The sequence below is a fragment of the Sorangium sp. So ce1335 genome, assembly GCF_051521615.1.
Classification (GTDB): domain Bacteria; phylum Myxococcota_A; class Polyangia; order Polyangiales; family Polyangiaceae; genus Sorangium.
Map to the genome: position 1 here is coordinate 2023034 of NZ_CP150363.1, position 25754 is coordinate 2048787.

Here is a 25754-nt window from a genome sequence, read left to right on the forward strand (position 1 = left end):
CGCGAGCGTGGCGCTGCGGGCGGCCGCGGCGCGAGCGTAGCGCTGCGGGCGGCCGCGGCGCGAGCGTGGCGCTGCGGCGCGAGCGTGGGCGCTCCGCGCGCTCCTGTCGTCCTCGTCAGCGCGACAACACCGAGGCTGCCTTCGTCGCGTGCGGCGCCGTCTCGCGGCGGAGCGCCTCCGTGACCCCCGGCAGCTCCCGGAGCCAGTCTCGCTTCGGGCTGTTGCGCATCATCCAGGCGACGGCGTCGTTCACGGTGCTGAAGACCTCGTAACGCAGCCGCGAGCGGCTCAGCAGGATGAACTCGATGGCCACGTTGCGCACGAGCGACGCCTTGAAGCCGTGGCCCTCGAACACGAGCGCCGCGTACATCCCGCTCGCCGCGAGGTCCCTGGAGAGCTCCGCCAGCGAGGCGCGGGCCTCGTTGCTCACCGGGATCATCGTCTCCTCGAGGATGACGAGCGTCGCCTGGAGCCCGCCGCCGTGCTCGCGCAGCACGTCGCGGACCCCGCGCACCGCCGCCGGCATGGTGTGCCGGTGCCATATCTGGAAGAGGACGCCCTTCCACGTGGCGACGCAGTGATCGTCGTCTATCGCGTGGAGGATCGGCTCCGCCGCCCCGCCGCTGCCCCGGCCGCGGGCCAGCGCCGAGCTCGCCGGGGGCGCGGGGTAGGCGGACTCCGGCCGCGCGGGCTCCGAGTCCCCGGGCCGCCGCGCGTCGGCGAGGCGCATGTCGTCCTGCGCCGCCGATCGGCCCTCGCCGTCGCGATCGAGCGGGTAGGTGCGCGCGCCGGCGACAGGCAGCGCCGCGCGATCGTCGTGGCCTTCGAAGCACGAGACCGCGATGGTCCTGCTGTGGGCGTGGCTCGGCGGGGGCGGCTCCTCGGCGTCCGCGCCGGCGAGCGCGGCTCCCGGCGGGGGCGCGCTGCGGTGGTGGTGCGCCGCCGCGGCGCCGGGCGCGCGCGGCCCGGCCGCCGGGGGCGCGAGCGCGCCGGCGTCGAGGAGGCGCTCGAGGACGGGCCACATGGTCGAGGCGCTGGTGAACCGGGTGAACGGGTCGCGCGCGACGCAGCGGGCGAACCACGCGTCGAACCCGGCGGAGAGCGGCGGCAGCCCGAGCTCGGCCGCGCGCTGGCTCGCGGCGGGGACCGGATCGAGCATGATCTCCCGCAGCAGCGCCGGGAGCCCGCGGCCCAGCCAGAAGACCTTGCCCGTGAGCACGAAGAACGCGAGCAGCCCATAGGCCCAGACGTCGCTCTGCGGGAGCGCCGCGTAGCTCATGCCGGTCTGCTCGGGGGCCATCCAGAGGGGCGTGCCGACGGCGCCCGTCATCGAGTCGCGCGCCTGGTCGATGATCTTGGCGATGCCGAAATCGAGGAGCTTGACCCGCGGCGCGGCGCCGTCGCCGGCGTCCTCGAGGAAGACGTTCTCGGGCTTCAGATCGCGGTGGACGATGCCCGCGTTGTGCGCGGCCTCGAGGGCGCGCCCGAGCTGCTCGAAGACGCGGCGCGCCTCGGCGGCCGAGAGCGCGCCCCTCCGCGCGACGCAGGCCGAGAGGGTCTCGCCGTGGAGCAGCTCCATCGCGAGGTAGGGCAGGCTCGACGCCGGGTCGACGCCGGCGATGAGCACGTCGACGATATGGGGCGACCCGATCAGCCCGGGGGCCAGCGCCTCCTGCTCGAAGCGGCGGCGCTGCTCGGGGTCGACCGCGCGCAGCGGGTGCATGACCTTCACGGCGCGCTGGCGCGCGGTGCTGCGCTGGCGGCAGAGATAGACGCTGCCCATGCCGCCCGAGCCGAGCGGACGCACGACCTCGAAGTCGCCGCCGATGATGCTGCCAGCGTGGAGGCCGTAGGGAGAGTCCATGGCGCGGGCCGGTGAGCCGGTGAGATCGATTAGCGGAGCTGTCCGCGCGCGTCACGGGGCGATGTGGGCGTAGCGGCGCTCTCCGCCGCAGCGTGTGGCGATGATGACAGCGAATGAGGCGTGTGATTCCAATGGTGTCGTCATCATTCAATCCCGCCGCACGGACGGCTGGTTCTTGCTCGAAACGTGCTTCGCTGTTGCTCGCAGCGGCCATCCGAGAGAGGTGGAGCGGTTGCCCACGGCGCGCGGTCAGCTCGACGCGCGTCGACCTGCGCGCAGCCCGCGCACGGGCTCAGGCGAGCTCGGCGACGACGGCGTGGTGATCGGACGCGGCGCCCACGTCGATGACGTGGGCCTGCGCGAGCCGCCCGGACAGCCGCGGTGAGAGCAGCACGTAATCGGTCCGCGTCTCGACCTGGGCGCCGGGGCGCCCGCGCAGCGCCGTGGCCCAGCGCGAGGAGCGCGGCCGGAGGAGCAGGGCGTCGGCCCAGCCGGACGCCTCGAGCGTGTCCATCGTGTCGAACCGCGGCGGGCTGCCGTATTTCTCGATGCCGGCGGCCGCGAAGCGCGCGTCGAGGTCGGCGGGGTAGGGGTCGCGCCGCGATATCGCGTTGAGGTCGCCGGCGAGCGCCCAGAGGCCCGCGGCGAACCGGGCGGGCGGCACGAGGGAGAGCAGCCATTGGACCTCGGTGAGCCTGCGGTCCTCGCTGCCGGCGTTCAGGTGGGTGCCGAACACGACGAGCGGCTCGCCGGCGAGCGAGAGCTCGACCTCGACCAGGCAGTGGGCGAGCGCCTCGGGCGCGTGCACGCGCGCCGCCGCGAGCGGCGCCCGGCTGACGACGACGACGTGGTTGCGCCGGCCGTTCGGCCGCGGGTTGGCGCGGCCGAACACGGCGTGCCGCTCGCCCGCCGGCGCGTCGATCGCCTCGGCGACCGCCCGCAGCCGGGCGCCGTCCTCCCAGCCGACGCACTCCTGGAGGACGAGCAGGTCCGGCCGCGCGGCGGCGACGATCGCGAGGATCGCGTCGAAGCGGTCCTCGCCGCCGGAGAGGATGTTGAAGGTCATGATCTTCATGCAGCGATCAGGCTAGCTCGTCGTGGCAGAGGGGCTCCAGGGCCTGCTGAATCCGGTGGACGCGGCGCCCGCGACAGCGCACGAAGCCGGCGCGGGGCCGCCTCCGGCCCGTCAGACGTACGTCCGAGGTGATTCACGTTGGCCGGCGAGATCCTCCCCATCCGCAGCGACTCTCCGCTCTACGCCGGCGCGCTGCGCCTGCGGCACGAGGTCTTCGTCGTCGAGCAGGCCGTGCCTGCGGACATCGAGGTCGACGAGCTCGACGCCGAGGCGCAGCACTACGTGGTCCTCGGGGGCGATGAGGTCGTCGCGACGATGCGGATCGTGCCGTACGAGGACGCGCTCAAGGTGGGCCGCGTCGCCGTCCGGAAGGACCTCCGCGGCGCGGGCCTCGGGCGGCGCCTGCTCGAGGAGGCGATCCGCATTGCGGCGGCGCAGGGCGCGCGCGCGCTGGTCCTGAACGCCCAGGTCGCCGCCGCGCCGTTCTACCGGAAGCTCGGGTTCGTCGAGGAGGGGCCCATCTTCGACGAGGCGGGCATACCGCACACGCGGATGGTCCGGGTGATGGCCTGATCCCGGAGGATGCGGCAGGCCGCCCGGCGCCGCCTCGCGCGGGCGCTCACCCCTTGTGCCGCACGCCCTTCGCTCTCCGGTACTCCTCGAGCTCCTCGCGGCCCGCCTTCCCGTTCCGCTCGAGCGTCTTCAGCCAGTCGTCGCGGTATTCGCGCATCGTCTCGGCCACCGCCTCGGCGACAACGATGTTGCGGTACCACTTCGCGTCCGCCGGGACGATGCACCAGGGCGCGTGCTTGGAGGAGCAGCGCCGGAAGACGTCCTCGTACGCCTCCGTGTACTCGTCCCAGACCTCCCGCTCCTTCCAGTCGTTCACGTTGAGCTTCCAGGCCGTCGACGGGTTCTCCTCGCGCTCCAGCAGCCGCTTCTCCTGCTCCTTCTTGCTGATGTGCAGGAAGAACTTGATCACGATCGTCCCGTGCTCGGCGAGCAGCTCCTCGAAGTCGTTGATGTGGTCGTATCGCTCGCTCCACAGCGATTTCGGCGCGAGGTCGTGCACGCGCACGACGAGCACGTCCTCGTAGTGCGAGCGGTTGAAGATCGCAAATTCCCCGGCGCGCGGCGCGTGACGGTGGATACGCCACAGGAAGTCGTGCTCCCGCTCCTCCTTCGTCGGCACGCCGAACGAGCTCACCGAGACGCCGCGCGGGTTGAGCGCGCCGACGACGTTCTTTATCGCGCCGTCCTTGCCCGCCGCGTCCCGGCCCTGAAGGACGATGAGGACGCTGTGCGTCCGCGCCCCCCACATGAGCTCCTGGAGCTCGAGCAGCTCCTTGCCGAGGGCGTGGAGCCGCTCGGCCGCCTCCTGCTTGCTCGCGTCGCGCGGCGGGTCGGTCGAGACGTCGTCCAGGCGAAACTTCGCGTCGGGCTTCGTGAGTCGCGTGATGGGCATGCACGTCAGCGTACACCATCCCCCCGCGCCCCTCGCCAGCGCGCGCCACGCCGCGCGCCCCACGCCGCGCGCCCCACGCCGCGCGCTCCACGTCGCGCGCGCCACGCCGCGCCGGCCGACGCGCGCTCGCGACGGCCGCGCTCGCTCAGCCGCCCCTCACGCCGGGTGCAGCGCCTCCGCGCTGATCAGCCCGCCGCGCCGCGCCGCGAGCTCCCGGAGCAGCGCGCTCCACGCCTCGGGCCCGTCGAGCGTCAGGTCGGCCTCGACGCGAGGCGCCGGCCGCTCCGGCGAGGCGATGTACACGCCCACGCCGCCGTTCGCCCGGGCATGGGCGATCGCCGGCTCGTCCGTCGTGTCGTCGCCCGCGTAGACCATCAGCGTCCCCGGCGGCAGGCGCGCCAGCACGAACGCGAGCGCGCCGCCCTTGTCGTGCGCGGCGTCCCGCGCCTCGTGGATGCTGCGCCCCTCCATGACAACGAACCCCCGCCGCCGCGCCGCGGCCGCCCACACCTCGATCGCGGCGAACGCCGCCGGCCGATCCTCCGGCGCGACGAGCCGCCAGTGAAGCGCGATCGAGCAGCGCTTGCGCTGGACCCAGAACGCAGGGACCCGCCGCGCGATCTCGTCCGCGTCGCGCTCCAGCACGTCGAGCGCCTCGGCCGGCGCCTTGGCCTCGTACACGAGCTCCCCGCCCGGCGCCGCGATCTCGGCCCCGTGCTCGCCCACGCGCCACACCGCATCGAGCGTCGCCGTGCGCGCCGCCACGTCGTGGAGCGTCCTGCCGGTGACGATCGCCACGGCCGTGGCCGGCGCCCGCGAGAGCGCCCGGAGCGCCTGGAGCGCGACGGGCGTCGCCGCCGCACCGCCCGAGACCGCGGCGATCTCGGCGATGGTCCCGTCGAAGTCGGTCGCGAGCAGCAACGACGGCGCGGCCGCCGCGCGCTCGATGAAATGGCTGACGTCCATGCTGTTCCGGATGTTACAGCGAGCGGCCGAGGGAAAGCGATTTCATGCCGCAGGGCAGGGCGCTGATCTCGCGAACCTCCTCACGGGCGCAGGGCGACGGCCGTGCTCGTGCCGGAGCACCGGATCATCACCGGCTGCTGCCTGGGCAGCAGCGGGCCGCCGGGAGGTGCCGACCCCGGGCGAAGGACGACGCGGCATGGAGGTTGCTGCGCACCGGGCGTGCCGATCGCTGCGCGCCGACGTCCGGGCGCCGGCGCAACAGGCCCGATCCGAGCCGTATTCCGAGGTTCAACTGCGCTCCTTCATCGACAAGAACCGCTTTCTTCTGGTGTTCGCGGCGCTCTCCTCGGTCATGGGCATCAGCGTCGGCGTGGCCAAGGTGACAACGACCCTGTACGCGCTCGACCTCAAGGCAGACGAGGCGCTCCTCGGGCTGATCGCCGGATCGCAGAGCGTCGGGGTGCTGCTCATGAGCATCCCCATCGGGCTGCTCGTCGATCACCTCGGGCCCTCGCGGCTGTTCGTGCTGGGCAGCCTCGTGGCCGGGGCGCTCTACATGGCGCTCCCGGCGGTCGCGTCGCCGGTGTTCCTGCTGGTCCTCACGACGGCGATCAGCTTCTTCATGCCGATGCGCTTCGTCTCGCTGAGCACCGTGTTCATGCAGCAGCTCGAGACGGTGGGCGAGGGCAAGGCCGGCTGGTACCGCGCGACGCACATGATCGGCATGTTCCTGCTCGGCCCCATGCTCGCGGCCGGCCTCACCCGGGCGCTGGGCTTTCCGGGCACCTACCGGCTCATCGGGCTCTCGTTCCTGATCACCGTGCTGATGTCGCCGCTCGTCTTCGGGCCCTATGCGGCGCGGTCCGCGCCCGCGCGGGCGCTCCGCCTCTCGGGGCTCCGGTCCGATCTCGCCCTCCTCGCGCAGGACGTCGAGCTCCGCGGCGTGTGCCTCATCGAGTTTGCGGCCCAGTCGGTCAACTCGTTCTTCATGTTCTTCATCATCCCCATCGGCATCTCCGTCGCTCACCTGACGGCGGCCGAGGCGTCCGGGCTGCTCGCGTGGCAGGGCGTGACGTACATCGCCGCGCTGTTCGCGCTGGGCGGCCTCGTGGGCCGGATGGGGCACGAGCGCGTCTATCTCGCGAGCTTCGTCCTCGTCCCGAGCGCGCTCCTCTTGCTCGGCCTGTCGCGCGATCTCGCCCCGCTCCGCGCCGGCGGCCTGATCCTCGGCCTCGGCCTCGGCCTCGTGCAGATCGCGAACCTCACCCGCATCGCGCGGATCGGCGCGCGGGTGGGGCGGGGGAAGGTGGCCGGCCTCCACGCGCTGGTGGGGCCGTCAGGAGGGCTGTTCGGCAGCACCGTCGGCGGCCTCGTGGGCGGGACCCTCGGGCTCCAATCCATGTTCCTGCTCCTGTCCGTGCTCTTCGGCGTGCTCCTCGCCGTGGCGCGGAGGACGTCGGGCGCGGCGGCGGTGCCCTCGGCGTCGACCGAGCCGGCAGCCGCCGAGTAGCGAGCCAGCAGAAGACGCGAGGAGCAGAGGCCCGGACCATGCGCGATCCCAACACGACATCTCCGTTCACCGCCCGTCGCCGCGCGCTCGTCGCGGTCCTCTGCGCCGCGCTCTCGCTCGGGGCGTGCTCGAAGGACGGGCCGGGCGGCGGCCACGGCAGCGGCGACAGGGGCGCCGACGACCACGAGGTGCTGGAGCTGCGCTATCAGGGGTTCGCCGGCGCGGTCTCCGTGGCCGAGCTGGCCGAGGACCTCGGCTACCTCGCCCCGATCAAGCTGAGCTACGTGGGCAACACGATCAGCGGGCCACAGGACATCCAGACGGTGGTCACCGGCGACACCGACGTCGGGCACGCGTTCAACGGCGCGGTGATCAAGCTGATCGCCGCCGGGGCGCCGCTCCGGGCGGTGGTGGGCAGCTACGGGGTCGACGCGAAGCGGTGGAGCGGCTTCTACGTGACCGAGGACAGCCCGATCAAGGGCGCGCGGGATCTGCTCGGCAAGAAGGTCGCCATGAACACGCTCGGCGCGCACCACGAGCTCATGCTGAAGGAGTACCTGTCGCGGCAGGGGCTGACGAGCGCCGAGATCGCGCAGGTCACGCTGGTGGTGCTGCCGCCCGTGAGCGCGGAGCTGGCGCTCCGGCAGAAGCAGGTCGACGTCGCCGTGCTGGGCGACGTGCTGCGCGACAAGGCGCTGGAGCGCGGCGGCATCCGGGCGCTGTTCTCGGACCACGATCTGTTCGGGGAGTTCACCGCCGGCAGCTACGTGCTGACGACGCGCTTCTTGCGGGAGAACCCGAACACCGCCCGCAAGTTCGTTGAGGCCGCGGCGCGCGCCGTCGAGTGGGCGCGCAGCGCCCCGCGCGACGAGGTGGTGGCCCGCCTGCGGAGCATCATCGAGCGGCGCCAGCGCAACGAGGACGCGTCCGTGGTGACGTACTGGACGAGCATGGGCGTCGCGGGCAGAGGAGGGCTCCTGTCGGCGAAGGAATACCAGATCTGGATCGACTGGCTGGTGAAGGACGGAGAGCTCAAGGCGGGGCAGATAAAGGCCGAGGATCTGTTCACCAACGAGCTCAACCCGTTCGCCGCGACGCAGGTCCGGTGACGGCTCCCCCCGCGCCGGCGCGATCGCCCGCGGGCGCCCCCGCTACCATTTGCGGTAGGGCAGGAACTTGCCGTGCATCACGACCCGCACGCGATCGCCCTTCGGATCAGGCACCTTGTCGATGCTCATCTCGAAGTCGATGGCGCTCATGATGCCGTCGCCCATCTTCTCGTGGATCAGCTCCTTCAGCGTCGTGCCGTACACTTGCACGATCTCGTGAAAGCGGTAGATGAGCGGATCGGTGGAGGGCGCCGCGCCGAGGGACCCCTTGGACGGCGGCACCTGGAGGAGGAGCACCGCCTGCGCGGACAGGCCGAGCAGCTTGCCGGCCGCGGCCGCCTCGTCGGCGCTCATGCTCTGTTGCCCGAGGAGCGCCGAGGTGGTCCACACCTCGCTGCGCCCCACCGCCTCGGCGATCTGCTTCCAGGTCAGCTTCCGCTCCAGCCTCGCCGCGACGATCTGCTCGACAAGCTCCATGCGCGTCATGGCGCCACGGTACGGAGGGCCAGGTTTCTGGGGCCTTTCCGGCGCGTGAACTCTCGAGCACCCCGAGCGGAGCCTCACATGAGAGCCGCCAGGGGCCTTATCACGGAACGCGAAGACCCAGGCACGCGAGGAGAACCGGGGGGCGTCTCCTGGCGTCCTCTGCGGTTACCCCTCCTCGCGACGCCGCCCGCGCCCGGGCGGCGACCCATCACGGGATGATCTCGACGGCCATCCCGTCGGAGAGCTCGGCGCTCGCGAGCTTCACGATGCGCTCGCTCCCGTCGAGGCCTGTCGCGATGTGGAGGGTCGCGCCCGTGTCGCGCGCGACGACGATGGGGACGAAGCGGATCGTGTTGCCGGCGTCGACGACGGCCACGCGGAGCCCCTTCGCGTCGTTGTAGAGCGCCGTCGCCGGGATCTCGAGCACGCGGTGCGGCGTGGGCAGCGTCAGCGCGACCTCGGCGTACATGCCCGCGAGGAGCTTGCCGTCGGGGTTCGGCACCCGCACCTCGGTGTTCATCGTCCGGGTCGCCGCGTCGAGCGCGCCGGCCGTGCGCGCGACCTTTCCCTCGAACGGCTGCCCCGCGAACTCGCGCACCGTGACCTTCGCGGGCGCGTCGACCCGCACGCTGGGCGCGACGTCCTGCGGCACGCCGACGAAGACGCGCGCCGGGTCGGTCGCCGAGATCTTGAAGAGCGGCGTCGCGTTGCCCGCCGTGACGAGCGCGCCGCGCTCGACCGTCCGCGAGGTGACCGTCCCCGCGAACGGCGCGGCGATCTTCGCGAACCTCTTCAGGTCGAGCAGGCGCTGGATGTTCGCCTGCTGCGCGGCGATCGCCGCCTGCGCCACCGTGACGCTCGCCTCGGCCACGTGCGCCTGCCCCTGCCGCTGCTCGAGCTCCTCCGCCGGCGCCACGCCCGCCGGGACGAGCTGCTCGTAGCGCTTCACGCTCGACGCCGACAGGTCGCGGTTCGCCTTCGCCTGCACGAGGCCGGCGTTCGCCTGCACGAGCTGCGCGCGCGCCTGCGCGAGCTCCTGATCGAGCTCGGGCGTGTCGATCTCGGCGAGCACCTGCCCCTCCTCGACCCTGTCGCCGATGTCGACGAGCCACCTGCGCACGTAGCCGCTCACGCGGGGGTAGACGACCGTCTCCTCGAGCGGCTGGACGCTCCCCGGCAGCACGAGCGCGCGGTCGCTCGACACGGGCTGCGGCGCGATCACGGTCACGCGCGGGGCGGCGCCCTCGCCGGCCCGGACGCCCTCCTCCAGCGCGGCGCGGGCGCTCCGGCGGGGCAGGTAGGACGAGGCGAACGCCGCGCCGAGCACGAGCAGCACGCCCACGCCGAGGGCGACGCCGCGCGTCCTCGTCATCGCGGCGGGCGGGGGGAGCTGGAACCCGAGGTCGTCGGCCGGAGGGGGCGGTGCGGGGGCGGGGGATTCGGGGGAGCTCATAGGTCCTCTGCGAGCGGGTCTCTGGCCGGCGCCTTGTTCCGGAGGAGGCTGTACATCACGGGCACGAAGAAGAGCGTGCTCATCGTCGCGACGATGAGGCCGCCGATGACGGCGCGGCCCAGCGGGGCGTTCTGCTCGCCGCCCTCGCCGAGGCCGAGCGACATGGGCAGCATGCCGAAGATCATCGCGAGCGCCGTCATGAGCACCGGCCTGAGGCGCGTCATGCCCGCGGCGAGCGCCGCCGTCGTCGCGTCGCGGCCGACCTTCCGCTGGTCGTTCGCGAACGTGACGACGAGGATGCTGTTCGCCGTGGCGACGCCGACGCACATGATCGAGCCCATCAGCGCGGGCACGCTGAGCGGCGTGTGCGTGACGAAGAGCATCCACGCGATCCCCGAGATGGCGCCCGGGAGCGCCATCAGGATGATCAGCGGGTCGAGCCACGACTGGAAGTTGACGACCATCAGCAGGTAGACGAGCACGACGGCGAAGATCAGCCCGTAGCCGAGCCCCCGGAACGAGGACTCCATGCTCTCGGCCTGCCCCTTGATGGTCACCCTCGTCCCGCGCGGCAGCTCGGGCCGGATCTCGTCGACGACGCGCGCGATCGCGTCCGCGACCGACCCGAGATCGGTGCCGTCGACGTTCGCCTGGACGTCGAACGTCCGCGCGACGTTGTAATGGGTGATGTTGGCCGGGCCGGTGCTGCGCGACAGCGAGGCGACGTTGGAGAGGAGCTGGGGGCGGCCGTCGCCGGTCGACAGCGGCGTCGCGTTCACGTCGTCGAACGACCCGATCGCGTGCTGGGGCGTCTGCACGGCGACGAGGTACTGCACGCCGCGCCTGTCGAGCCAGTAGGTCGGCGAGGTCTGCCCGCTCGACGACAGCGAGACGAGCACGTCGCTCGCCACGTCGCGCTGGGTGAGCCCCATCTGGTCGGCCATCGTGCGGTCGACGTCGATGCGGAGCTGCGGCCGCGCCGGCACCTGCGCCAGGTGGACGTCGACGGCGCCCGGGATCTTCTCCATGCGATCGGCGATCCGCTGCGCCACGGCGAGGGTCTCGTCCTCCTTGCCGATCGGGCCCACGACCTGGACGTTGATCGGCGCGGCGAGGCCGAAGTTCAGCACCTGCGTCGAGATGTCGGGGGCGAGGAAGAAGAACGTCGTGTCGGGGTACGTCGCGTTGAGCTTCGCGCGGAGCTGCCGGACGTAGTCGGCCGTCGGCCGGTGGTGCTCCTCGAGCGCGATGAAGATCTGCCCGTCGGCCGACGAGATCTGCGCGCCCTCGCTCAGCGACAGGTTGATGCCGCTCGCCGGGATGCCGATGGTGTCGAGCATCGTGCGGATCTCGTCCGGCGGGATCACCTCCCGGATGGTCTGCTGGATGCGGGCGAAGCGCCGCTCGCTCTCCTCCAGGCGGGTGCCCGGCGCGCCGCGCACGTGGAGCTTGATGAGCCCCGCGTCGACGCTCGGGAAGAAGTCGCGGCCGAGCAGCGGGACGAGCGCGATCGAGGCGGCGACGAACGCAAGGAACGCCCCGACGAACCCGGCGCGGTGCGCGAGCGCCCACGCGAGCCACCCGCCGTACGCCGCCCGCAGCCGGTCGAAGCCGCGGTTGAACGCGGCGAAGACGCGCCCGAACAGGCTCTTCGGGCGTTCATGGCCGTGGCCGTGCGCGTGCTCCGCCGCCTCGCGCTCGAGGAGCAGGCGCACGAGCGTCGGGACGAGCGTCCGCGACAGGAAGTACGACATCAGCATGGCGAAGACGACCGCCAGGGCCATCGGCACGAAGAGCGACTTCGCGGCGCCGGTGATGAACGCGACCGGCACGAACACGATGCAGATGCAGAGCGTGGCGACGAGCGCCGGGACCGCGATCTCCTGCGCCCCGTCGACGATGGCGCGGATGAACGGCTTCCGCTGCCCGAGGTTGCGGTGGATGTTCTCGATCGCCACCGTGGCGTCGTCGACGAGGATGCCGACCGCGAGCGCCATCCCGCCCAGCGTCATCACGTTGAGCGTGTAGCCGAGCGCGTTCAGGGCGATGATCGACACGAGGATCGAGAGCGGGATGCTGATGACGACGATGAGCGTGCTGCGCCAGCTCCCGAGGAACAGGAGGATCATCAGCGCGGTGAGCCCCGCGGCGATGAGCGCCTCGTGAACGACGCCGTCGACCGCCGCGCGCACGAAGATCGATTGATCGAAGAGCAGCGAGACCTTGAGCTCCTTCGGGAGCTTCTCCATCGTGGCCGGCAGCATCTGGTGGATGCGCGACGTGACGTCGAGCGTGCTCGCGCTCCCGTTCTTGAGGATGCTGAGGAGCACGCTGCGCTTGCCCTCCACGTGCACCATGTTCGTCTGCGGCGCGTTCCCGTCGCGGACGCTCGCGACGTCGCGGAGGTACACGGTCTTGCCGTTGACGGTCCTGAGCGGCAGCTTGCCGAGGTCCTCGAACGCCTCGGGGCTGCTGTTCATGATGACGGGGTACTCGTTCTCCCCCATCTTCGCCGTGCCGGAGGGCAGGATGACGTTTTGCAGCCCGAGGGCGGCGTTGACGTCGCGCGGCGAGAGACCCCAGGCGAAGAGGCGCTGCGGGTCGATGTCGACCATGATCTGGCGCTGCTTCCCGCCGTAGGGCCACGGGATCTGCGTGCCGCGGATCGTGGCGATGTCCGCGCGGATGAAGTTGACCGCGTAATCGAAGAGCTGCTGCTCGCTCAGCGACTCGCTCTCGAGCGCGGCCTGCAGGATGGGCACGCTGGAGGCGCTGTAGCGGATGATGAGCGGCGGGCTGATCCCGGGCGGCATCATGCGGATCGCCGTCTGCGATACGGCCGTGACCTGCGCTGTCGCGGCCTCGATGCTGGCGCCGGGCTGGAGGTAGATCTTGATGATCGAGATGCCCGTGAGCGACTGGCTCTCGATGTGGTCGATGTCGTTGACTGTGGTCGTGAGGAAGCGCTCGTAGTTGTTGACGATGCGCTTCTCCATCTCCTCGGGGGGGAGGCCGCCGTAGTTGAAGATGACGGACAGCACCGGGATGTCGATGTCGGGGAAGATGTCCGTCGGCATCCGGGTGATGGTGAACACGCCGAGGATGACGATGAGCATCGACATCACGATGAACGTGTACGTGCGTTGAAGCGCGATTCGGACGAGCCACATCGGCCACTTCCCGTCCCCCTCCGGAGCGCCCCGGCCGGGGGCGACGCCTGGGGCAGGCTCCGCTTTTAGGGTGCCCGAGACGTTCGTCCAATCTATTATTTCGTATCACACGATACCTTCAAGGTATGGATCTGCGCCACCTCCGGTACTTCACGGCCGTCGCCGAGGAGCGGCACTTCGGCCGCGCGGCGCGGCGCCTCGGCATCGCGCAGCCCCCGCTGAGCCGCCAGATCCAGGATCTCGAGTCCGAGCTCGGGTTCTCGCTCTTCGACCGTTCGCGGCGGCGCGTCGACCTGACGCCCGCGGGGGAGGTCTTCCTCGCCCACGTGCGGCGGGTCTTCGACGCGCTGGATCTCGCGGTGCACGAGGCCCGGCGCGCGAGCGTCGGCGAGACGGGGCGCCTCGTCGTCGGGTACCTGTCGTCGCTCGCCTACAGCGGCATCACCGAGCTTGTCCGCGCCTTCCGCGCGGAGTTCCCGTCGGTGGAGCTCGCGCTCCGCGAGATGCCGCCGCAGGAGCAGATCGACGCGCTGAAGGACGGGCGCATCGACGTCGGCTTCGTGAGGGCGCCGCTCGACGACGCCCGGCTCGCCGCCGAGTGCGTGCGGCGCGAGCCGCTGGTCGTCGCGCTGCCGGCCGATCACCCGCTCGCCGGGCGCAAGCGCATCCCGCTCGAGCTCCTGTCGCGGGAGCCGTTCATCGTGTTCCCGCGCCAGCGGGGGTCGGCCTTCTTCGATCTGGTGATGGGGCTCTGCCGGGAGGCGGGCTTCTCGCCGCGCGTCGCGCAGGAGGCGCTGCACCTCGACATCCTGAGCCTCGTGGCGGCGGGCTTCGGCGTCTCCATCCTGCCGGACTCGATCAAGAGCATCCGGCGCAGGGGGCTCGCGCTGCGGCCGATCGTCGGCGCGCCGTCGACCGATCTGCTCGTCGCGTGGCGGGCCGACGACGCCGCGCCGACGCTCGGGCAGTTCCTTGCGTTCGTGCGGCGGGTCGGCGTCGGCAAGCCGCGCGCCGCGCGCCGCGCCCGCGGGGCCGCCGCGGCGGGGACGGGGACCGAGGGGTAAAGGCGCCGCGCGCGGCCGGAGGTCGAATCTCAAATGGCGCCCCCGCCCGGGCGCCACGTACGCGAAGCACCGAGGCCTCCGCCGAAGGATGGATATGCTGCGAGCTCTCCGCGCCGTCGTCTCCGCAGGTGTGGTCTCTCTTTCGCTCGCGGCGTGCGCGCGCGGCATGACGCTGGATCCCGTCCCGGGCGAGGGCGCCGGACAGGGCGAGGGCGCCGGGGAGGGCGGGAGCGGCGGCGCGGGCGGCGTGCCCGCAGGGGAGGCGGGCGAGGCGGGCGGCGGAGGCGGTGGGTTCGGCGAAGGAGGGGGCCCCGAGGACACGCGCGGGTGGGACCCGCCGCCGCTCAGCAGCTCGTCCGCCACGTGCTCCGACCTGACGTCGCATCACATCTACCTCGTCACGCCAGACAGCAAGTTCCTCTCGTTCCACCCGGCCACGAGCGAGCTCCGGCGCATCGGCCGCCTCGACTGCCCCATAACGCACGAGGACGGCACGTGGGCCCAGAACGTGCGGCCCATCTCGATGGCGGTCGACCGGAGCGGCGTCGCCTGGATCCTGGACGTGAACGGGTACGTCGTGCGCCTCGACATCGCGACGGGCCGCTGCGAACAGACGTCCTTCACGTTCGTGGAGCCGTTCCGCCATTTCGGCATGGCGTTCGCGTCCGACGGCGTCCCCGGCAAGGAGACGCTCCATGTGCGCGAGGCGCTGCTCAACGGGAAGACCGAGGAGGATGCCGTCCGGGTGCTCGGCGTCTTCGACACGCAGCGGCACACCATCACCTCCCTCGGCGGCGGCGCGGGCGGCGACGCGGACCTGACCGGCACGGGGGACGGCCGGCTCTTCGGGTTCGAGCGGGGAGCGCCGGGAGAGACGGCGTTCCTCAGCGAATACACGAGGACGACCGGCGCAACGCGCGCGCGGACGCCGCTGCCCGGCCTTGCCATCCACGAGGGCGCGACCTGGGCGTTCGCGACGTGGGGAGGCGACTTCTGGTTCTTCCTGTCCAACCCCGACCCGAGCGGCGTCATCACGTCGAGCATCCACCGGTTCGACCCGGGCTCCGATGCACCGCCGGCCCTCGTAAGGGACGACCTGACGGTCCAGATCATCGGCGCTGGCGTGTCGACGTGCGCTCCGATCGAGGTGCCGCACTAGCGACCGTCGCTCGCCGGTGGCGCAGCGCCGAGAGCGCCCTGCCGAGGGTCGAATGGAGCGTCATGCCCCCGAGGTCGACGCCGAGCTGGGTGAAGCCCTGCGCGACCTGCGGCCTCATCCCCACCACGATGACCTCGGCGCCGAGCAGGACGGCGGCGCGTGCCGTCTTCACGAGCGACTCGGCCACCTGCATGTCGGCGAAGGGGACGCCGGTGATGTCCATCAGCAGCACCCCGGCTTCCTGCCGGCTGATCTCGGCGAGCACCACCTCGAGCACGAGGCGCGCGCGCTCCGGGTCGATGGCGCCGACGAGCGGCACGAGCAGCACCCCGTCGTCGAGGGGGATGACCGGGCACCCGAGCCGGCGCACGGCGTCGGCCAGGGCGCGCTCGCGCTCGTAGGCGGCGCGCGTCTGCCGCTCCTGCTCGACGAGCGACGCGATGAGCGACGCGCGCTCCAGCGCCGCGGTCAGCATCGCCACCCACACGGCCATGTCCCTGTGATCGAGCCCGAGCGGGCTGCTCACCGGGGCGCAGACGGCGAGGACGCCGCGATCCTGGTCCTCGCTGCGGAGCGGGATGAGCCGGATGACATGGTCGCCGTCGTACTGGACCGCGGCGGGCAGCCAGTCGCCGCGCGGGAGCTCCGCGGCCGCGACGCGCGCGCCGGCCGCCGGCGCGGCGGCCTCGTCGCCGCGGCAGGCGCTCTCGACGATCCGCAGCGCGGGGCCGGCGTCGCCCGGCGCCTCCCAGAGGGCGAGGCAGCCCCAGCTCATCTGCACCGCGGAGAGCCAGCTCAGCTTGCTCCCGCCGCCGCCCGCGCTCTCCAGGAGCGTCTCCCGGATGACCAGGTTGATGTCGAGCAGGCCGTTCAGGTAGTCGGCGCGCGCCGTCTCGACGGCCACCCGGCTGCGCATCATCTCGCGCCGGGCCTCCCGCAGGTACGCCGCGACGCGCTCCCCGGCGGCGCCGCCCGCGCCGCGGAGCATCGCCTGGCCCGCGCGCTCGAGCCTGTCGAGCATCGCGAGGAGCACGTCGACGTCGGGCATCTGCTCCACGGCCTCCTGCCACGCCCGCTCCAGCGCCGCGGCAGGGGGGCCGGGCCTGCCCTGGGCGGCTGCCTCGAGCCCCAGGACCACGTCCGTCGCGCCGGGCCAGGGGTCGTCTTCGAGCGCCGTCGAGAAGGTCGCGAGGGCGACGAGGTCCCGGGCGAGCGCGCCGGCCTCGCCCTCGGGGCCGCCGGGCGGCGCCGGCTCGGCGTCCCCGGGCGGCGCCGGCTCGGCGCTCCCGGGCGGCGCCGGCTCGGCGTGCCCGGGCGGCGCCGGCTCGAGCTGCGCCGGGACGGGCGAGCAGCCGCAGGAGCGGCGCACGACGAGGGTCGTCGGCCCTGTGTGCCCGGCGCTCGGGACGTCGCGGCCGGCGAGCAGGTCGATGAGGAGCTGGGCGGCCGTGCTGCCGAGCCAGGCGAACCGCTGGCGGACGGTGGTGAGCGGCGGGGAGGCGTACCGGGCCGCCTCGATGTCGTCGAAGCCGACGAGGGCGATGTCCTCGGGGACGCGGACGCCGGCCTCGGCGAGGGTGTCGAGCGCCCCGAGCGCCCCCTGGTCGGTGGCCATGAACAGCGCGGTGCAGGGCATACCCGCCTCGAAGAGGCGCTGTACGGCGAGCCGCCCGCTCGCCCGCTCGTTGGTCGGGAGCTCGAGGACGAGGCCGGGATCGAACGGGACGCCGCCCTCGTCGAGCGCGTCCCGGTAGGCCTGGAAGCGCTGCTTGACGTCGTCGTGGGCCATGTTGCCCCCGAAGGCGATGCGCGTGTGACCGTGCTCGATCAGGTGACGGACGGCCGCCAGGGCGCCGCCGTGGTTGTCGGGCACGACGTGGGGGCAGCGCGCGTCCCTGGCGCGGGTGCTGAGGGTCACGACCGGCCGTCCGTCGTCGAGGAAGCGCTCGATACCCGTCGCGTCGATCAGGGCGATCCACCCGTCGATCTGGTCCCGCGCGAGCCTCAGCTCGTGGACGTGGCGCGGGGACGATTGGATGGCGATCACCCGGTATCCGGAGCGCGCGGCGGCCGACTGGACGCCGCCGAGCACCTCGCAGACATATCGGCCCCAGATGTCGGGGCACATGATGCCGATGGCTCTGTCGAGCGACATGGTGGCAGGTTCCTCGGTTGTGCTCGGCTCCGGTGTCCCGCCGCGCCGCGGTCACAAACCCTTCACGACAGCAGGGGACACACGCGGGGTCGTGCCGCCCGGTCCGGCGGCGCGGGCGTTGCTCGTTTGCAGCGGCTCCCGGGCGCGGCGGCTCCCGGGCGCGGCGGCTCCCGGGCGCGGCGGCTCTCCGGCGCGGCGGCTCTCAGGGGGTCTCGACGGCTCTCAAAGGAGGTGCTGTGTGGCACGCCGCGGGAGTATCGGATGGCCCGCGTTGCTTGTCAGCATCGTTCATCGGGTACCGGGCAGCCCGCGGCGAGCAGCCTCGAGGCGTGTCATGGTCCTGCCGGTGCGCCACGTCACGGCCTCTCCTGGCCAGCCGCCGGCGCGCACCGCTCGTCGTCGAGCGAGCACACCTTGCCTGTCCGCAGGTCCACAAAGTACCAGCCGAGCGTCATCCGCATGGGCGAGGTGTTGCACGGCGGGCCGACGTGCATGCGGACGCGCGCGCTCGCCCTGTCGACGCCCTCGGTCATGAAGGAGAGACAGGAGGCGTCGGCCGGCCCGCGTTGCCTCAGCGCAAATGCGCGGGCCAGGAGAATGGCTCTCTCGGCCCTCTGCTCCAGGTCCTGGAGAAACCGCTCGATGGGCACATGCGCCTTGCCGTCGTGCCACATCACCGCGCCGCGCCGCATGTCGACGCGGAATCGCTCCGTGGAGCAGACGGCGCTCTCCCGCGAGCACGTCCTGTCGGCGCGGGCGATGAGATCGAAGGCGTGGCCGTGGGACGCCTCCAGCGTGAGCGCATCGACGCCGGACCATCTCCAGGCGAGGATCTCGGCGAGCGCGGTGACCGCCGGGGGGTGGTCGCCGTACCAGCGCGCCTTGAACGCCTCGTACGCGCGGGTCTCCCCCTCGTCGTCCCACGAGAGCTCGTGCGTCCTCCTGTCCACGCGGAAGCGCGCGAGCCGTCGCCCGCCGTCGGACGAGAGCACGGACACCTCGAGGTGCGTGGCCGCCTCTCCCTCGACGCGCAGCTTCACCGCGCCTCCCCAGTCGATGGCGTCGTCGAGGAGGCGCTCCTCCAGCGTCGCGACGGCTGCCCTCAGGGACCGCGCGCGCGTGTCAAAGAACGCGCGCATCGGCCGGGGCGCGGCCCTGTCCCACCAGCGCACCTCGCCAGCGCGCCGGTCGACGGCGAACGTGGCGACGAGCGGCGCGGGGCGCGCGGGGAACGGCGCGCACGCGACAGCGCCGTGCGATCGCCGCCGCAGGGAGACGATCGCCAGCCCGGCTTCGTCGCGCTCCGGTGTCAGGGCCCAGCACTCCGCCGGCAGCCGCTCCACGCGCACCCGGGGCGTGAGCCACGCGTCCTGATCGCCGGCCGTGGTCGAGCCGTTCGCGCTCGGGGCGGCGAAGAAGGGGGCGAGCGCCTGTCGCACGAGGTCCACGGCGTCGTCGGCGGGGGGCTCCGAGGGAGCGCCGCGGCTCGCGGGCCGCGCTGCCGGCGGCGCGGCCGCCGTGCCGGTCGCCCTGGGCGCGGTCGCCGCCGGGCTGGTCGCCGCCGGGCCGGTCGCCGCCGTGCCGGTCGCCCTGGGCGCGGTCGCCGCCGGGCCGGTCGCCCTGGGCGCGGGCGCCGCGCACGCTGCGAGCGCGAGCGCCAGGCAAGCCGCGCACGAGAGGGCCACGGCGCGCAGGCGCCGCGCGGTCGTCCCCGCGGGCGCCGCGCGCTCGATCGGACCGCGCCCCGTGATCATGGCTGCGTCCTCGGGTCCACGTCCTCGACGCAGCGGTCCGCGCCCTGTTCCGGCAGGACGACGTGGGTGAACGCGCTGGCCCGGGCGAGGCCCGGGCGCGCCAGCATCAGCTCCACCTCCTCGCACCGCGCGCGAGCCTTCCCGTCCGGTCCCGCGCACGCGCCGATGTCCGGGCTCGCCGCGAGCCCTGGCAGCGCGGCGCGCAGCTCCCGGTGCCAGCGCTCGCCTGCGGACGGCGGGACGGCCGGACAGAGCCAGCGCTCGGCCTCTGCCCACGGGAGCCCGAGCCAGGCGAGCAGGAACGACTCCGCGTCGGCCGCGAGGGGCGGCGCGCGACGCACGCTGTCGCCGTCCACCACGTAGTGCGCGGCGAAGCTGCCCCAGCGCGGGTACCACGGGAGGAAGCTCGGGTCGCCTGTCCAGCGCAGCGTGAAGCCGCTCGCCGCCATGGCGAGGGTGTAGCCTGCGGGCAGGTGGAACCGGAGGCTGCCCGCAAAGGCCGCGCGCGGGCGCAGCGGATCTGTTCCCCTGAGCAGCACCCTCGTGGTCAGCGTCCTCCACAGCGAGACGCAGGACGACCCGGCGCTGGAGACGACCAGCGCCCAATGCCCCTTCGGTCGGCCCGGCACGAGGCCATACGACAGCCGGTTTCCCTCCGATGTCCGCTCCGACAGGTCGCTCTCCTGGGCGAGCGCGAGGCGGAAGCCCGCCGGGCCTCGCTCGAACACATAAAGAGACGAGTCCTCACCACACGGCACCGCGAGCGTGAGGACGGCGACCCGGAGCTCGGGGTGCGCCGCCGGCTGCTCGATGCGGAGGTCGAGCAGGCTGCCCCACCGCCGCTCCTCCGGGGTGGGGCGGACGCCGCGCCGCTCCAGCTCCGCCATCGCGCGCTCGCGGGCGGCGGCCGGCGGCGCGTCCGCGACGGCGTCGAGCGCGCGCCCGATGATCCCCCGGAGATCGGCCTTCAAGGCGCCGAGCAGCGCGGGCGCTCCGGCGGGCGGCGCGCTCGACCCGATGCCCCCCGCGCTGGTCTCCAGCGCGGCGAGCGCCTGGATCGCCTCCGCGGCGTCGAGCGGAGGTGGCGGCGGAGGTGGCGGCGCTGCGACCTGGGCGCGCTCCGGGCCCGGCGCTGGCGTCTCCGGGCGCTGCGCGGGCAGCGGCTGCGCCGGCGTCGCGCCTGCCTGCGAGCCCGGCGCGAGCGACCGTCGCGCGCTGCGCGCGGGGGGAGCTCCACCGGCGCAGGCGAGCGGCGCGAGCTGACAGCACAGGAACGCAGCCGCGAGGGCGCGGCCTCCGGCGCGTCGGCGGGTCGCTCGGGACGGGGGCGGCGACATCGGCGCAGCGTAACGCCGCTTCCGCGGCGCCGATTCCTTCTGTTTGTCTGTGTTCCTTCAGCCGCGCCGCGGCCGGGGCGCACGCGCCGCCGCGCCGCGGCCGGGGCGCACGCGCCGCCGCGCCGCGGCCGAGGCGCACGCGCCGCCGCGCCGCGGCCGAGGCTCACGCGCCGCCGCGCCGCGGCCGAGGCTCACGCGCCGCCGCGCCGCCGCGCCGCGGCTCACGCACCGCCGCGCCGCGGCCGAGGCTCACGCGCCGTGCTGCGGCGGGTGCTCGGAATCGCTCGCGAAGGGGAGCGCCTGCTGCTCGACGACCACCCGCCCCCTGCGCTTCGGCCGGCGCGGCGGCGCGCCGGCCTCGGCCGGCTCGCTCTCGGGTCGCTCGGTCGCCCCGATGGACCGCTCGGCGCAGCGCGGGCACACGGCCGGCGGCGGCTCGTCCGGCGCTGGCGCCGCGGCGGCGGCCGGGGGCGGCGCCGGCGGCGCCTCGGGCTGCGGAGGATCGACCGGCTCGGGCTCCGCCCTCTCCAGCTCCGCGCGGCCGCGCGCGCTCTCGGCGTTCACGAGGGCGCGGAGCGCGCGCGCGGCGGCCCGGTGCTCGGCGGCGGCCCGGCGCAGGCGCGCGACGAGCTCGAGCGCCGCCCGCGAGGGCGCCTGGAAGCGGGCGCGCTCCCGGTGCGCGCAGCCGTCGTGCCCGCCGCCGCCGCTGCTGCCGCAGTCGATGCAGATCCGCTCGAGCGAGAGCGGCCCCCCCGCGGCGGAGAACGCCTCGTCGGCCGCTGTGTCGTCGGGCGGGATCGCGTCGATCGGATCCTCGGAGGGCGGCAGCTCTTCGACGACGACTGCGGCGGCGGCCTTGCGGGAGCGCATGCCTGTCGGCTAGCAGATGAATGAACGGATGTACAGTGATAGCCGGCACACGCCAGCGCGCCGGCGTGGGGGGACGCCAGTCTGCATGCGCGCTGGCGTGGGGGGACGCCAGTCTGCATGCGCGCCGGCGTGGGGGGACGCCAGGCTGCATGCGCGCCGGCGTGGGGGGACGCCAGTCTGCATGCGCGCCGGCGTGGGGGGACGCCAGGCTGCATGCGCGCCGGCGTGGGGGGACGCCAGGCTGCGTGCGCGCTGGCGTGGGGGGACGGCCGGCTGCGTGCGCGCCGGGGTGGGGGAGGAGCGCAGGGCCGATGTGATAGCCTGCCGCCATGATCGTTCCGCCCGCACGGCTCGCGCGGCTCGCAGGCAGCGCGCCGATCCGGCCGGCGCGAGGCGTCCGGTACGCGCGCGCGGCCTGCCTCGCCGGGGCCGCCGCCTGCTTCGCGCTCGGCTGCCAGGGGATCCTCGGCATCCACGACGTCTCGCGCGACGGCGCCGGGGGCGCCGGGGGCGCCGGCGGCGAGGACGTCGGCGCCCCCGGCGTAGGGGGGGCCGGCGGCGGGCCCGCGCACGGCAGCGGCGGGGAGATGCCCCAGCCGGGCTTCTCGATCGCGCTCGACAGGACGGCGGTGCGCGTCGTGCGCGGCAGCTCGGCGGAGCTCACGGTCACGGTCGACCGCGCGAGCGGCTTCGCGGGCGACGTCGAGCTCTCGCTGACGGAGCTGCCGAGCGGGGTCACGGCCAGCCCGGTCGTCGTCCCGGGCGACGAGACCACCGGCGTCATCACGGTGACCGCCGACCCGCTCGCGGAGGTCGGCGGCGCCGCGCCCTCGCTCCGGGCCAGCGCCGTCGGCCTGGCCAGCGCCGACGGCCTGGAGGTCCGCGAAGCGCCCGTCTCCCTCCTCGTCGCCGACCCGCCGGGGACGCTCGATCAGTCGTTCGACGGCGATGGCATCGCCACCGTCGAGACGGAGCTCGAGGCGCGCGCCGTCGTCGTCCAGGAGGACGGCAAGATCCTCGTCGCCGGCGTCGCTGGGGAGACCTGGGGGCTCGCGCGCTTCTTGCCGAGCGGCGCGCTCGATCCCGACTTCGGCGCGGGGGGCCTCGTCGCCGGCCAGGAGGGCTCTGTCGCGTCGCTGGCGCTGCAGCAGGACGGGCGCATCCTCGCGGCGGGGACGCGCGGCGGTCGGCTCGCGATCGTCCGGTTCAACGCGAACGGCGGGCTCGATCAGGCGTTCGGCGCGAGCGGGGTCGCGGCGGCCGATCCCTCCTGGGGCAGCGACTCGGAAGGCTTCGACGTCGCCGTCCAGAGCGACGGCGCGATCGTCGCCGTCGGGGTCCTGAACGCCGGCAACCGCGGCGTCGTCGTGAGGTTCTCCTCCGCGGGCGATCTCGACGGCAGCTTCGGCGGCTCGGGCACCGTCCGGCTGGACGACCGCCCGCTTCACTCCGTTGCGCTTGGCGGGGAAGACCGCATCCTCGTCGGGGGGACGGAGAGGGCCGAGGGCCCCGCCTTCCTGGCGGCGCGGCTCGATCGCGACGGGGCGCTCGATCCGGGCTTTGGAGCGGGCGGCGTCGCCTACCTCGCGCACACGCCGTACGACGACGCCGACCTCGCCGTCGGGAGCGACGGCAAACCGATCCTCGTGGGCTCCGCGCTCGACGGCGTGAACCATTACGCGTTCGTGCGCTTCAACGCGGATGGATCGGCGGACACGACGTTCGGCGGAGACGGCATGGTGAACGCCGGCGGGGGCGAGACCCAGTACATGCGAGGCTTCGGCGTCGCCGTGCAGGCCGACGGCAAGATCCTCGGCGCGGCCTCGGGGGGGACGCCGGCGTCGGGCCTGACGGCCAAGATCCTCCGGCTCCTGCCGGACGGCTCGATGGACGCCGGGTTCGGCGCCTCGGGCGCCGTCGAGCTGGACGACCGCCCGCAGGCCAACCTGCTCCGCGCCGTCACCGTCCAGCGCGACGGCCGCATCGTCGCCGTGGGCAAGCGGTCGGGCCTCGGGCTGATGGTCGTGCGCGTCTGGGACTAGTACCGTGTCGCCCAAGTTCGTCCCTGGTTCCATGTAAAAAACACAGAGGCACAGAGGGCACAGAGTGTCTTCGTTCTCTCCTCTGTGTCCTCTGTGCCTCTGTGGTTCAAATTCTTCTCCATCACGGAACCCGGGAGGACCTTGGGCTTCTTCCCTGGTTCCGGCGAGCGATCGGAAGAAACAAATGGGGAACGAAATGACCAGCCGATTGATACAGGTGCAACCCATCGACGCGGACGCGGCAAGCGCGATCGTAGAATCGATCCACGAGCCAGTGGTTCGAAACCTTGTCAGCGTTGCATTCGGAAAGGCGTGGGGGCGGTTCGCGAGGAGCTTTACGCTGGACGGCCAGGAGATTCCGCTCCGCCTGCCCGCGGAGTCGTTCGACATGGCGTTCTTCGTGCGCGTGACGCGGGCGCTCTTCTCAACACCGCAATTCATTCGTAGCATTCTGGAAGGAGAAGCCGTTCCACCGGCCCCCATCGTGCGCGCGCCACTGGCGCTGAACGAAGAGGCCGCAGAGCGCGTGCGGCAATCCATATCCGATCCTGTTTGCCGCAACCTGGTCACCGCCGCCCTCAACGAAGCGCGAAGGCAAATCGTCGAGAGCGGGGTCGCCGGCAAGGCCGAAGCTCAGGCGCCGCCGCGCTTGCCGTTCGACATGGAGTTCTTCGCCACTGTGATGGAGGACTACTTCTCGTTGCCATGGTTGATCGAGCGGCTCCTGGACGGGCAGTCACCCGCGCAAGCCTCCGGGTGGGATGATGAGTGACGAGCGGTCGTCGGGCGCCTACCAATCGGACTCGACGTAGAAGGAGAGCCCGTACCGTGCCACTACGCGGGGGTGCGCATGCCAACGTCGCCGATCACGCCAGCCGAGCGCTCGCCCCCCGCCGTCGACGGCGAACGAAGAATCCGCGCCAGTCGATGTGCAGTGTGAAAGCGCCGGATCGCTCGCGATCAGCCGCCGCAGCCGAGGGGGATAGTCAATCTCCACATGTCGTTGAGCAGCACCGGCGCGAACTCCGCGGTCGCTCCCCCGAAGATGTAGAGCTCGTAGGCCGTGGCGGTCTTGCGAGTGAAGTAGAACTGGCCGAACCTCGGCGCCGGCGCCGGCCCCGTCATCGCGGTGTCCACGCGCGTCCAGGTCCCTGTGTGGAGATCGAAGTACCAGAGATCGGACAGGGTGGCACCGTCGAACTGGCTGCCACCGAACAGCCAGATGCGGTCGTTGTGCTCATCGGCGATCAGCTTCGCGTTGTCGCGGTCGCCCGGCCCGCCTGCCTCGTCGAAGACGAGCTGATCCCAGGTCTCCGTGTCGACGTCGAACATCCAGAGGTCGCCGAGGTAGTTCTCCGGCGTGAACAGGCCAGTCCCGTTCACGGCGTCGTTCGTGTATCCGCCGTAGACGAGCAGGGCGTTCCAGCCCTCGGCGTAGACGAGCGGATGATGGGCTCGAGCGCGCGGGGCGGGCGAGCCGGTCGCGACCTGCTTCCAGCCGTTCTTGTAACGGACCAGGTCGTGCTGGAGACCGTCAGGGCGGTTGATGAAGGCCGGCAGCGTCGACGAAGACCCCGAGAAGGCGTACGCGACGGTCTTCTGCTTCCCCTTCTTGCGCACGGCGACCGCCTCCGTGGAGCGGTTGGCGCGCCCGATCTCGGCCGCGCTCTGCGCGATCTGCGTCCACCCGTGCGCCGGATCGAACCGGAACGTGTCCTGGTGCGTGAGGTCGAGCCCGCGCCGGAAAGGACCTCTCCCGCCGGAGACGATCAGCGCGTCCTCCTCGGCGACGCACCACATCATCGACTCGGCCCTGGCGGACGGCCCGCCCGGGTACTGGCCGAGGTCGTACCAGGTCAGCGTGTCGACGTCGAAGGCGCTGAAAGCGGCCACGGGCTCGTCATCCGGGTAGGTCCCGTTCAACCCGCCGAAGATATAGAAGAGGCCCTCGTGATAGGCGCTCGCGCCGTCCCAGATGGCGTCGGGGACGGCGCCGCCCTGCGGAATCTCGGTCCAGTAGGGCAAGCTCGACTGGGCGGCGCCCGGGCGGATCCCAGCGAACGAGAGCAAGAGAGAGAAAGAAGCGATGAGAACGATCCGAAGGTGAACCCTGCGTGTCATCCGAACAGCCTCCCTGTTCCAGGCAACGGCGGGCTCGCTGGAGCAGATCGCCGGCGGACCTTGATGATACCACGAGAGCCTGGACCTCTGAAAACTGGATCACGATCCAGGTCGCGACCTCGGACGTGCCAACGCAAGGTGCAGCGCGCGGCGG

The 25754-nt window shown here is 72.9% G+C and carries 19 protein-coding genes; 7 read left to right on the forward strand and 12 right to left on the reverse strand.

The features are described 5' to 3' along the window. Positions 1–115: 115 nt before the first annotated feature. Positions 116–1864, reverse strand: coding sequence for a serine/threonine-protein kinase (locus WMF24_RS07480; RefSeq protein ID WP_437735673.1), 1749 nt, complete (start codon positions 1862–1864; stop codon positions 116–118). Between the two features lie 292 nt (positions 1865–2156). Further along, positions 2157–2939 carry an endonuclease/exonuclease/phosphatase family protein gene (locus WMF24_RS07485; RefSeq protein ID WP_437735674.1) on the reverse strand — a complete coding sequence of 261 codons (783 nt, stop codon included), beginning with the start codon at positions 2937–2939 and terminating at the stop codon, positions 2157–2159. A gap of 138 nt (positions 2940–3077) precedes the next feature. On the opposite strand from WMF24_RS07485, the gene WMF24_RS07490 reads away from it, so the two are divergent. Beyond that, a complete protein-coding gene (locus WMF24_RS07490; protein WP_437735675.1) occupies positions 3078–3512 on the forward strand; it encodes a GNAT family N-acetyltransferase in 435 nt (144 codons plus the stop codon). A 46-nt stretch (positions 3513–3558) separates the two neighbouring features. Here the strand turns inward: WMF24_RS07490 and WMF24_RS07495 are convergent, their stop codons facing one another. Together WMF24_RS07495 and otsB are read right to left on the reverse strand one after the other, a co-directional pair. Then, positions 3559–4404 carry a PPK2 family polyphosphate kinase gene (locus WMF24_RS07495; protein ID WP_437735676.1) on the reverse strand — a complete coding sequence of 282 codons (846 nt, stop codon included), beginning with the start codon at positions 4402–4404 and terminating at the stop codon, positions 3559–3561. Positions 4405–4560: 156 nt separating this feature from the next. After that, positions 4561–5370: a trehalose-phosphatase gene (gene otsB / locus WMF24_RS07500; RefSeq protein ID WP_437735677.1), complete on the reverse strand. Its 810-nt coding sequence runs from the start codon at positions 5368–5370 to the stop codon at positions 4561–4563. A 196-nt stretch (positions 5371–5566) separates the two neighbouring features. On the opposite strand from otsB, the gene WMF24_RS07505 reads away from it, so the two are divergent. Both WMF24_RS07505 and WMF24_RS07510 read left to right on the forward strand, forming a co-directional pair. Then, positions 5567–6880, forward strand: coding sequence for an MFS transporter (locus WMF24_RS07505; protein ID WP_437735678.1), 1314 nt, complete (start codon positions 5567–5569; stop codon positions 6878–6880). 38 nt (positions 6881–6918) lie between these two features. Then, on the forward strand, positions 6919–7989 hold the full coding sequence (locus WMF24_RS07510) for an ABC transporter substrate-binding protein (protein WP_437735679.1): 1071 nt from the start codon (positions 6919–6921) through the stop codon (positions 7987–7989). A 42-nt stretch (positions 7990–8031) separates the two neighbouring features. Here WMF24_RS07510 and cynS read toward each other — a convergent pair whose 3' ends face one another. From cynS to WMF24_RS07525, 3 genes are all read right to left on the reverse strand, one after another. Next, positions 8032–8475 (reverse strand): cyanase, encoded by a 444-nt coding sequence (cynS, locus tag WMF24_RS07515; protein ID WP_437735680.1) that lies wholly within the window; start codon positions 8473–8475, stop codon positions 8032–8034. Between the two features lie 208 nt (positions 8476–8683). After that, complete coding sequence (locus WMF24_RS07520; RefSeq protein WP_437735681.1) at positions 8684–9928, reverse strand: efflux RND transporter periplasmic adaptor subunit; 1245 nt, start codon at positions 9926–9928, stop codon at positions 8684–8686. Continuing rightward, positions 9925–13098 (reverse strand): efflux RND transporter permease subunit, encoded by a 3174-nt coding sequence (locus WMF24_RS07525; protein ID WP_437735682.1) that lies wholly within the window; start codon positions 13096–13098, stop codon positions 9925–9927. Before WMF24_RS07525 ends, WMF24_RS07520 begins: the two co-directional genes overlap by 4 nt. A 125-nt stretch (positions 13099–13223) precedes the next feature. On the opposite strand from WMF24_RS07525, the gene WMF24_RS07530 reads away from it, so the two are divergent. Then, on the forward strand, positions 13224–14162 hold the full coding sequence (locus tag WMF24_RS07530; RefSeq protein ID WP_437735683.1) for a LysR substrate-binding domain-containing protein: 939 nt from the start codon (positions 13224–13226) through the stop codon (positions 14160–14162). A gap of 94 nt (positions 14163–14256) precedes the next feature. Beyond that, complete coding sequence (locus WMF24_RS07535) at positions 14257–15321, forward strand: hypothetical protein (RefSeq protein ID WP_437735684.1); 1065 nt, start codon at positions 14257–14259, stop codon at positions 15319–15321. Here WMF24_RS07535 and WMF24_RS07540 read toward each other — a convergent pair. The 4 genes from WMF24_RS07540 to WMF24_RS07555 all read right to left on the reverse strand — a co-directional run bounded on the left by WMF24_RS07540 (position 15272) and on the right by WMF24_RS07555 (position 21437). Beyond that, on the reverse strand, positions 15272–17476 hold the full coding sequence (locus tag WMF24_RS07540) for a substrate-binding domain-containing protein (protein WP_437735685.1): 2205 nt from the start codon (positions 17474–17476) through the stop codon (positions 15272–15274). The genes WMF24_RS07535 and WMF24_RS07540 overlap by 50 nt on opposite strands. Before the next feature lie 356 nt (positions 17477–17832). Then, on the reverse strand, positions 17833–19230 hold the full coding sequence (locus WMF24_RS07545) for a hypothetical protein (protein WP_437735686.1): 1398 nt from the start codon (positions 19228–19230) through the stop codon (positions 17833–17835). Then, positions 19227–20567: a hypothetical protein gene (locus WMF24_RS07550; RefSeq protein WP_437735687.1), complete on the reverse strand. Its 1341-nt coding sequence runs from the start codon at positions 20565–20567 to the stop codon at positions 19227–19229. The genes WMF24_RS07545 and WMF24_RS07550 overlap by 4 nt, the downstream gene beginning before the upstream one ends. A 249-nt stretch (positions 20568–20816) precedes the next feature. Further along, positions 20817–21437, reverse strand: coding sequence for a hypothetical protein (locus WMF24_RS07555; RefSeq protein WP_437735688.1), 621 nt, complete (start codon positions 21435–21437; stop codon positions 20817–20819). A 329-nt stretch (positions 21438–21766) separates the two neighbouring features. Between WMF24_RS07555 and WMF24_RS07560 the strand changes: the two genes are divergently transcribed. Both WMF24_RS07560 and WMF24_RS07565 read left to right on the forward strand, forming a co-directional pair. Then, positions 21767–23479: a hypothetical protein gene (locus WMF24_RS07560; RefSeq protein WP_437735689.1), complete on the forward strand. Its 1713-nt coding sequence runs from the start codon at positions 21767–21769 to the stop codon at positions 23477–23479. A gap of 196 nt (positions 23480–23675) precedes the next feature. Then, on the forward strand, positions 23676–24251 hold the full coding sequence (locus WMF24_RS07565; protein WP_437735690.1) for a hypothetical protein: 576 nt from the start codon (positions 23676–23678) through the stop codon (positions 24249–24251). A 188-nt stretch (positions 24252–24439) separates the two neighbouring features. Here WMF24_RS07565 and WMF24_RS07570 read toward each other — a convergent pair whose 3' ends face one another. Beyond that, positions 24440–25549, reverse strand: a complete 1110-nt coding sequence (locus tag WMF24_RS07570; protein ID WP_437735691.1) for a Kelch repeat-containing protein — start codon at positions 25547–25549, stop codon at positions 24440–24442. Between the last annotated feature and the right edge of the window lie 205 nt (positions 25550–25754).

Excerpts from the sequence above, each read along its gene's own strand:
- WMF24_RS07565 (WP_437735690.1), top strand. The coding sequence starts at position 23,676 with ATGACCAGCCGATTGATACAGGTGCAACCCATCGACGCGGACGCGGCA.
- WMF24_RS07480 (WP_437735673.1), bottom strand. The coding sequence starts at position 1,864 with ATGGACTCTCCCTACGGCCTCCACGCTGGCAGCATCATCGGCGGCGAC.
- cynS (WP_437735680.1), bottom strand. The coding sequence starts at position 8,475 with ATGACGCGCATGGAGCTTGTCGAGCAGATCGTCGCGGCGAGGCTGGAG.
- WMF24_RS07545 (WP_437735686.1), bottom strand. The coding sequence starts at position 19,230 with ATGATCACGGGGCGCGGTCCGATCGAGCGCGCGGCGCCCGCGGGGACG.
- WMF24_RS07485 (WP_437735674.1), bottom strand. The coding sequence starts at position 2,939 with ATGAAGATCATGACCTTCAACATCCTCTCCGGCGGCGAGGACCGCTTC.
- WMF24_RS07525 (WP_437735682.1), bottom strand. The coding sequence starts at position 13,098 with ATGTGGCTCGTCCGAATCGCGCTTCAACGCACGTACACGTTCATCGTG.
- WMF24_RS07535 (WP_437735684.1), top strand. The coding sequence starts at position 14,257 with ATGCTGCGAGCTCTCCGCGCCGTCGTCTCCGCAGGTGTGGTCTCTCTT.
- WMF24_RS07505 (WP_437735678.1), top strand. The coding sequence starts at position 5,567 with ATGGAGGTTGCTGCGCACCGGGCGTGCCGATCGCTGCGCGCCGACGTC.
- WMF24_RS07530 (WP_437735683.1), top strand. The coding sequence starts at position 13,224 with ATGGATCTGCGCCACCTCCGGTACTTCACGGCCGTCGCCGAGGAGCGG.
- WMF24_RS07560 (WP_437735689.1), top strand. The coding sequence starts at position 21,767 with ATGATCGTTCCGCCCGCACGGCTCGCGCGGCTCGCAGGCAGCGCGCCG.
- WMF24_RS07510 (WP_437735679.1), top strand. The coding sequence starts at position 6,919 with ATGCGCGATCCCAACACGACATCTCCGTTCACCGCCCGTCGCCGCGCG.
- otsB (WP_437735677.1), bottom strand. The coding sequence starts at position 5,370 with ATGGACGTCAGCCATTTCATCGAGCGCGCGGCGGCCGCGCCGTCGTTG.
- WMF24_RS07550 (WP_437735687.1), bottom strand. The coding sequence starts at position 20,567 with ATGTCGCCGCCCCCGTCCCGAGCGACCCGCCGACGCGCCGGAGGCCGC.
- WMF24_RS07520 (WP_437735681.1), bottom strand. The coding sequence starts at position 9,928 with ATGAGCTCCCCCGAATCCCCCGCCCCCGCACCGCCCCCTCCGGCCGAC.
- WMF24_RS07495 (WP_437735676.1), bottom strand. The coding sequence starts at position 4,404 with ATGCCCATCACGCGACTCACGAAGCCCGACGCGAAGTTTCGCCTGGAC.
- WMF24_RS07555 (WP_437735688.1), bottom strand. The coding sequence starts at position 21,437 with ATGCGCTCCCGCAAGGCCGCCGCCGCAGTCGTCGTCGAAGAGCTGCCG.
- WMF24_RS07540 (WP_437735685.1), bottom strand. The coding sequence starts at position 17,476 with ATGTCGCTCGACAGAGCCATCGGCATCATGTGCCCCGACATCTGGGGC.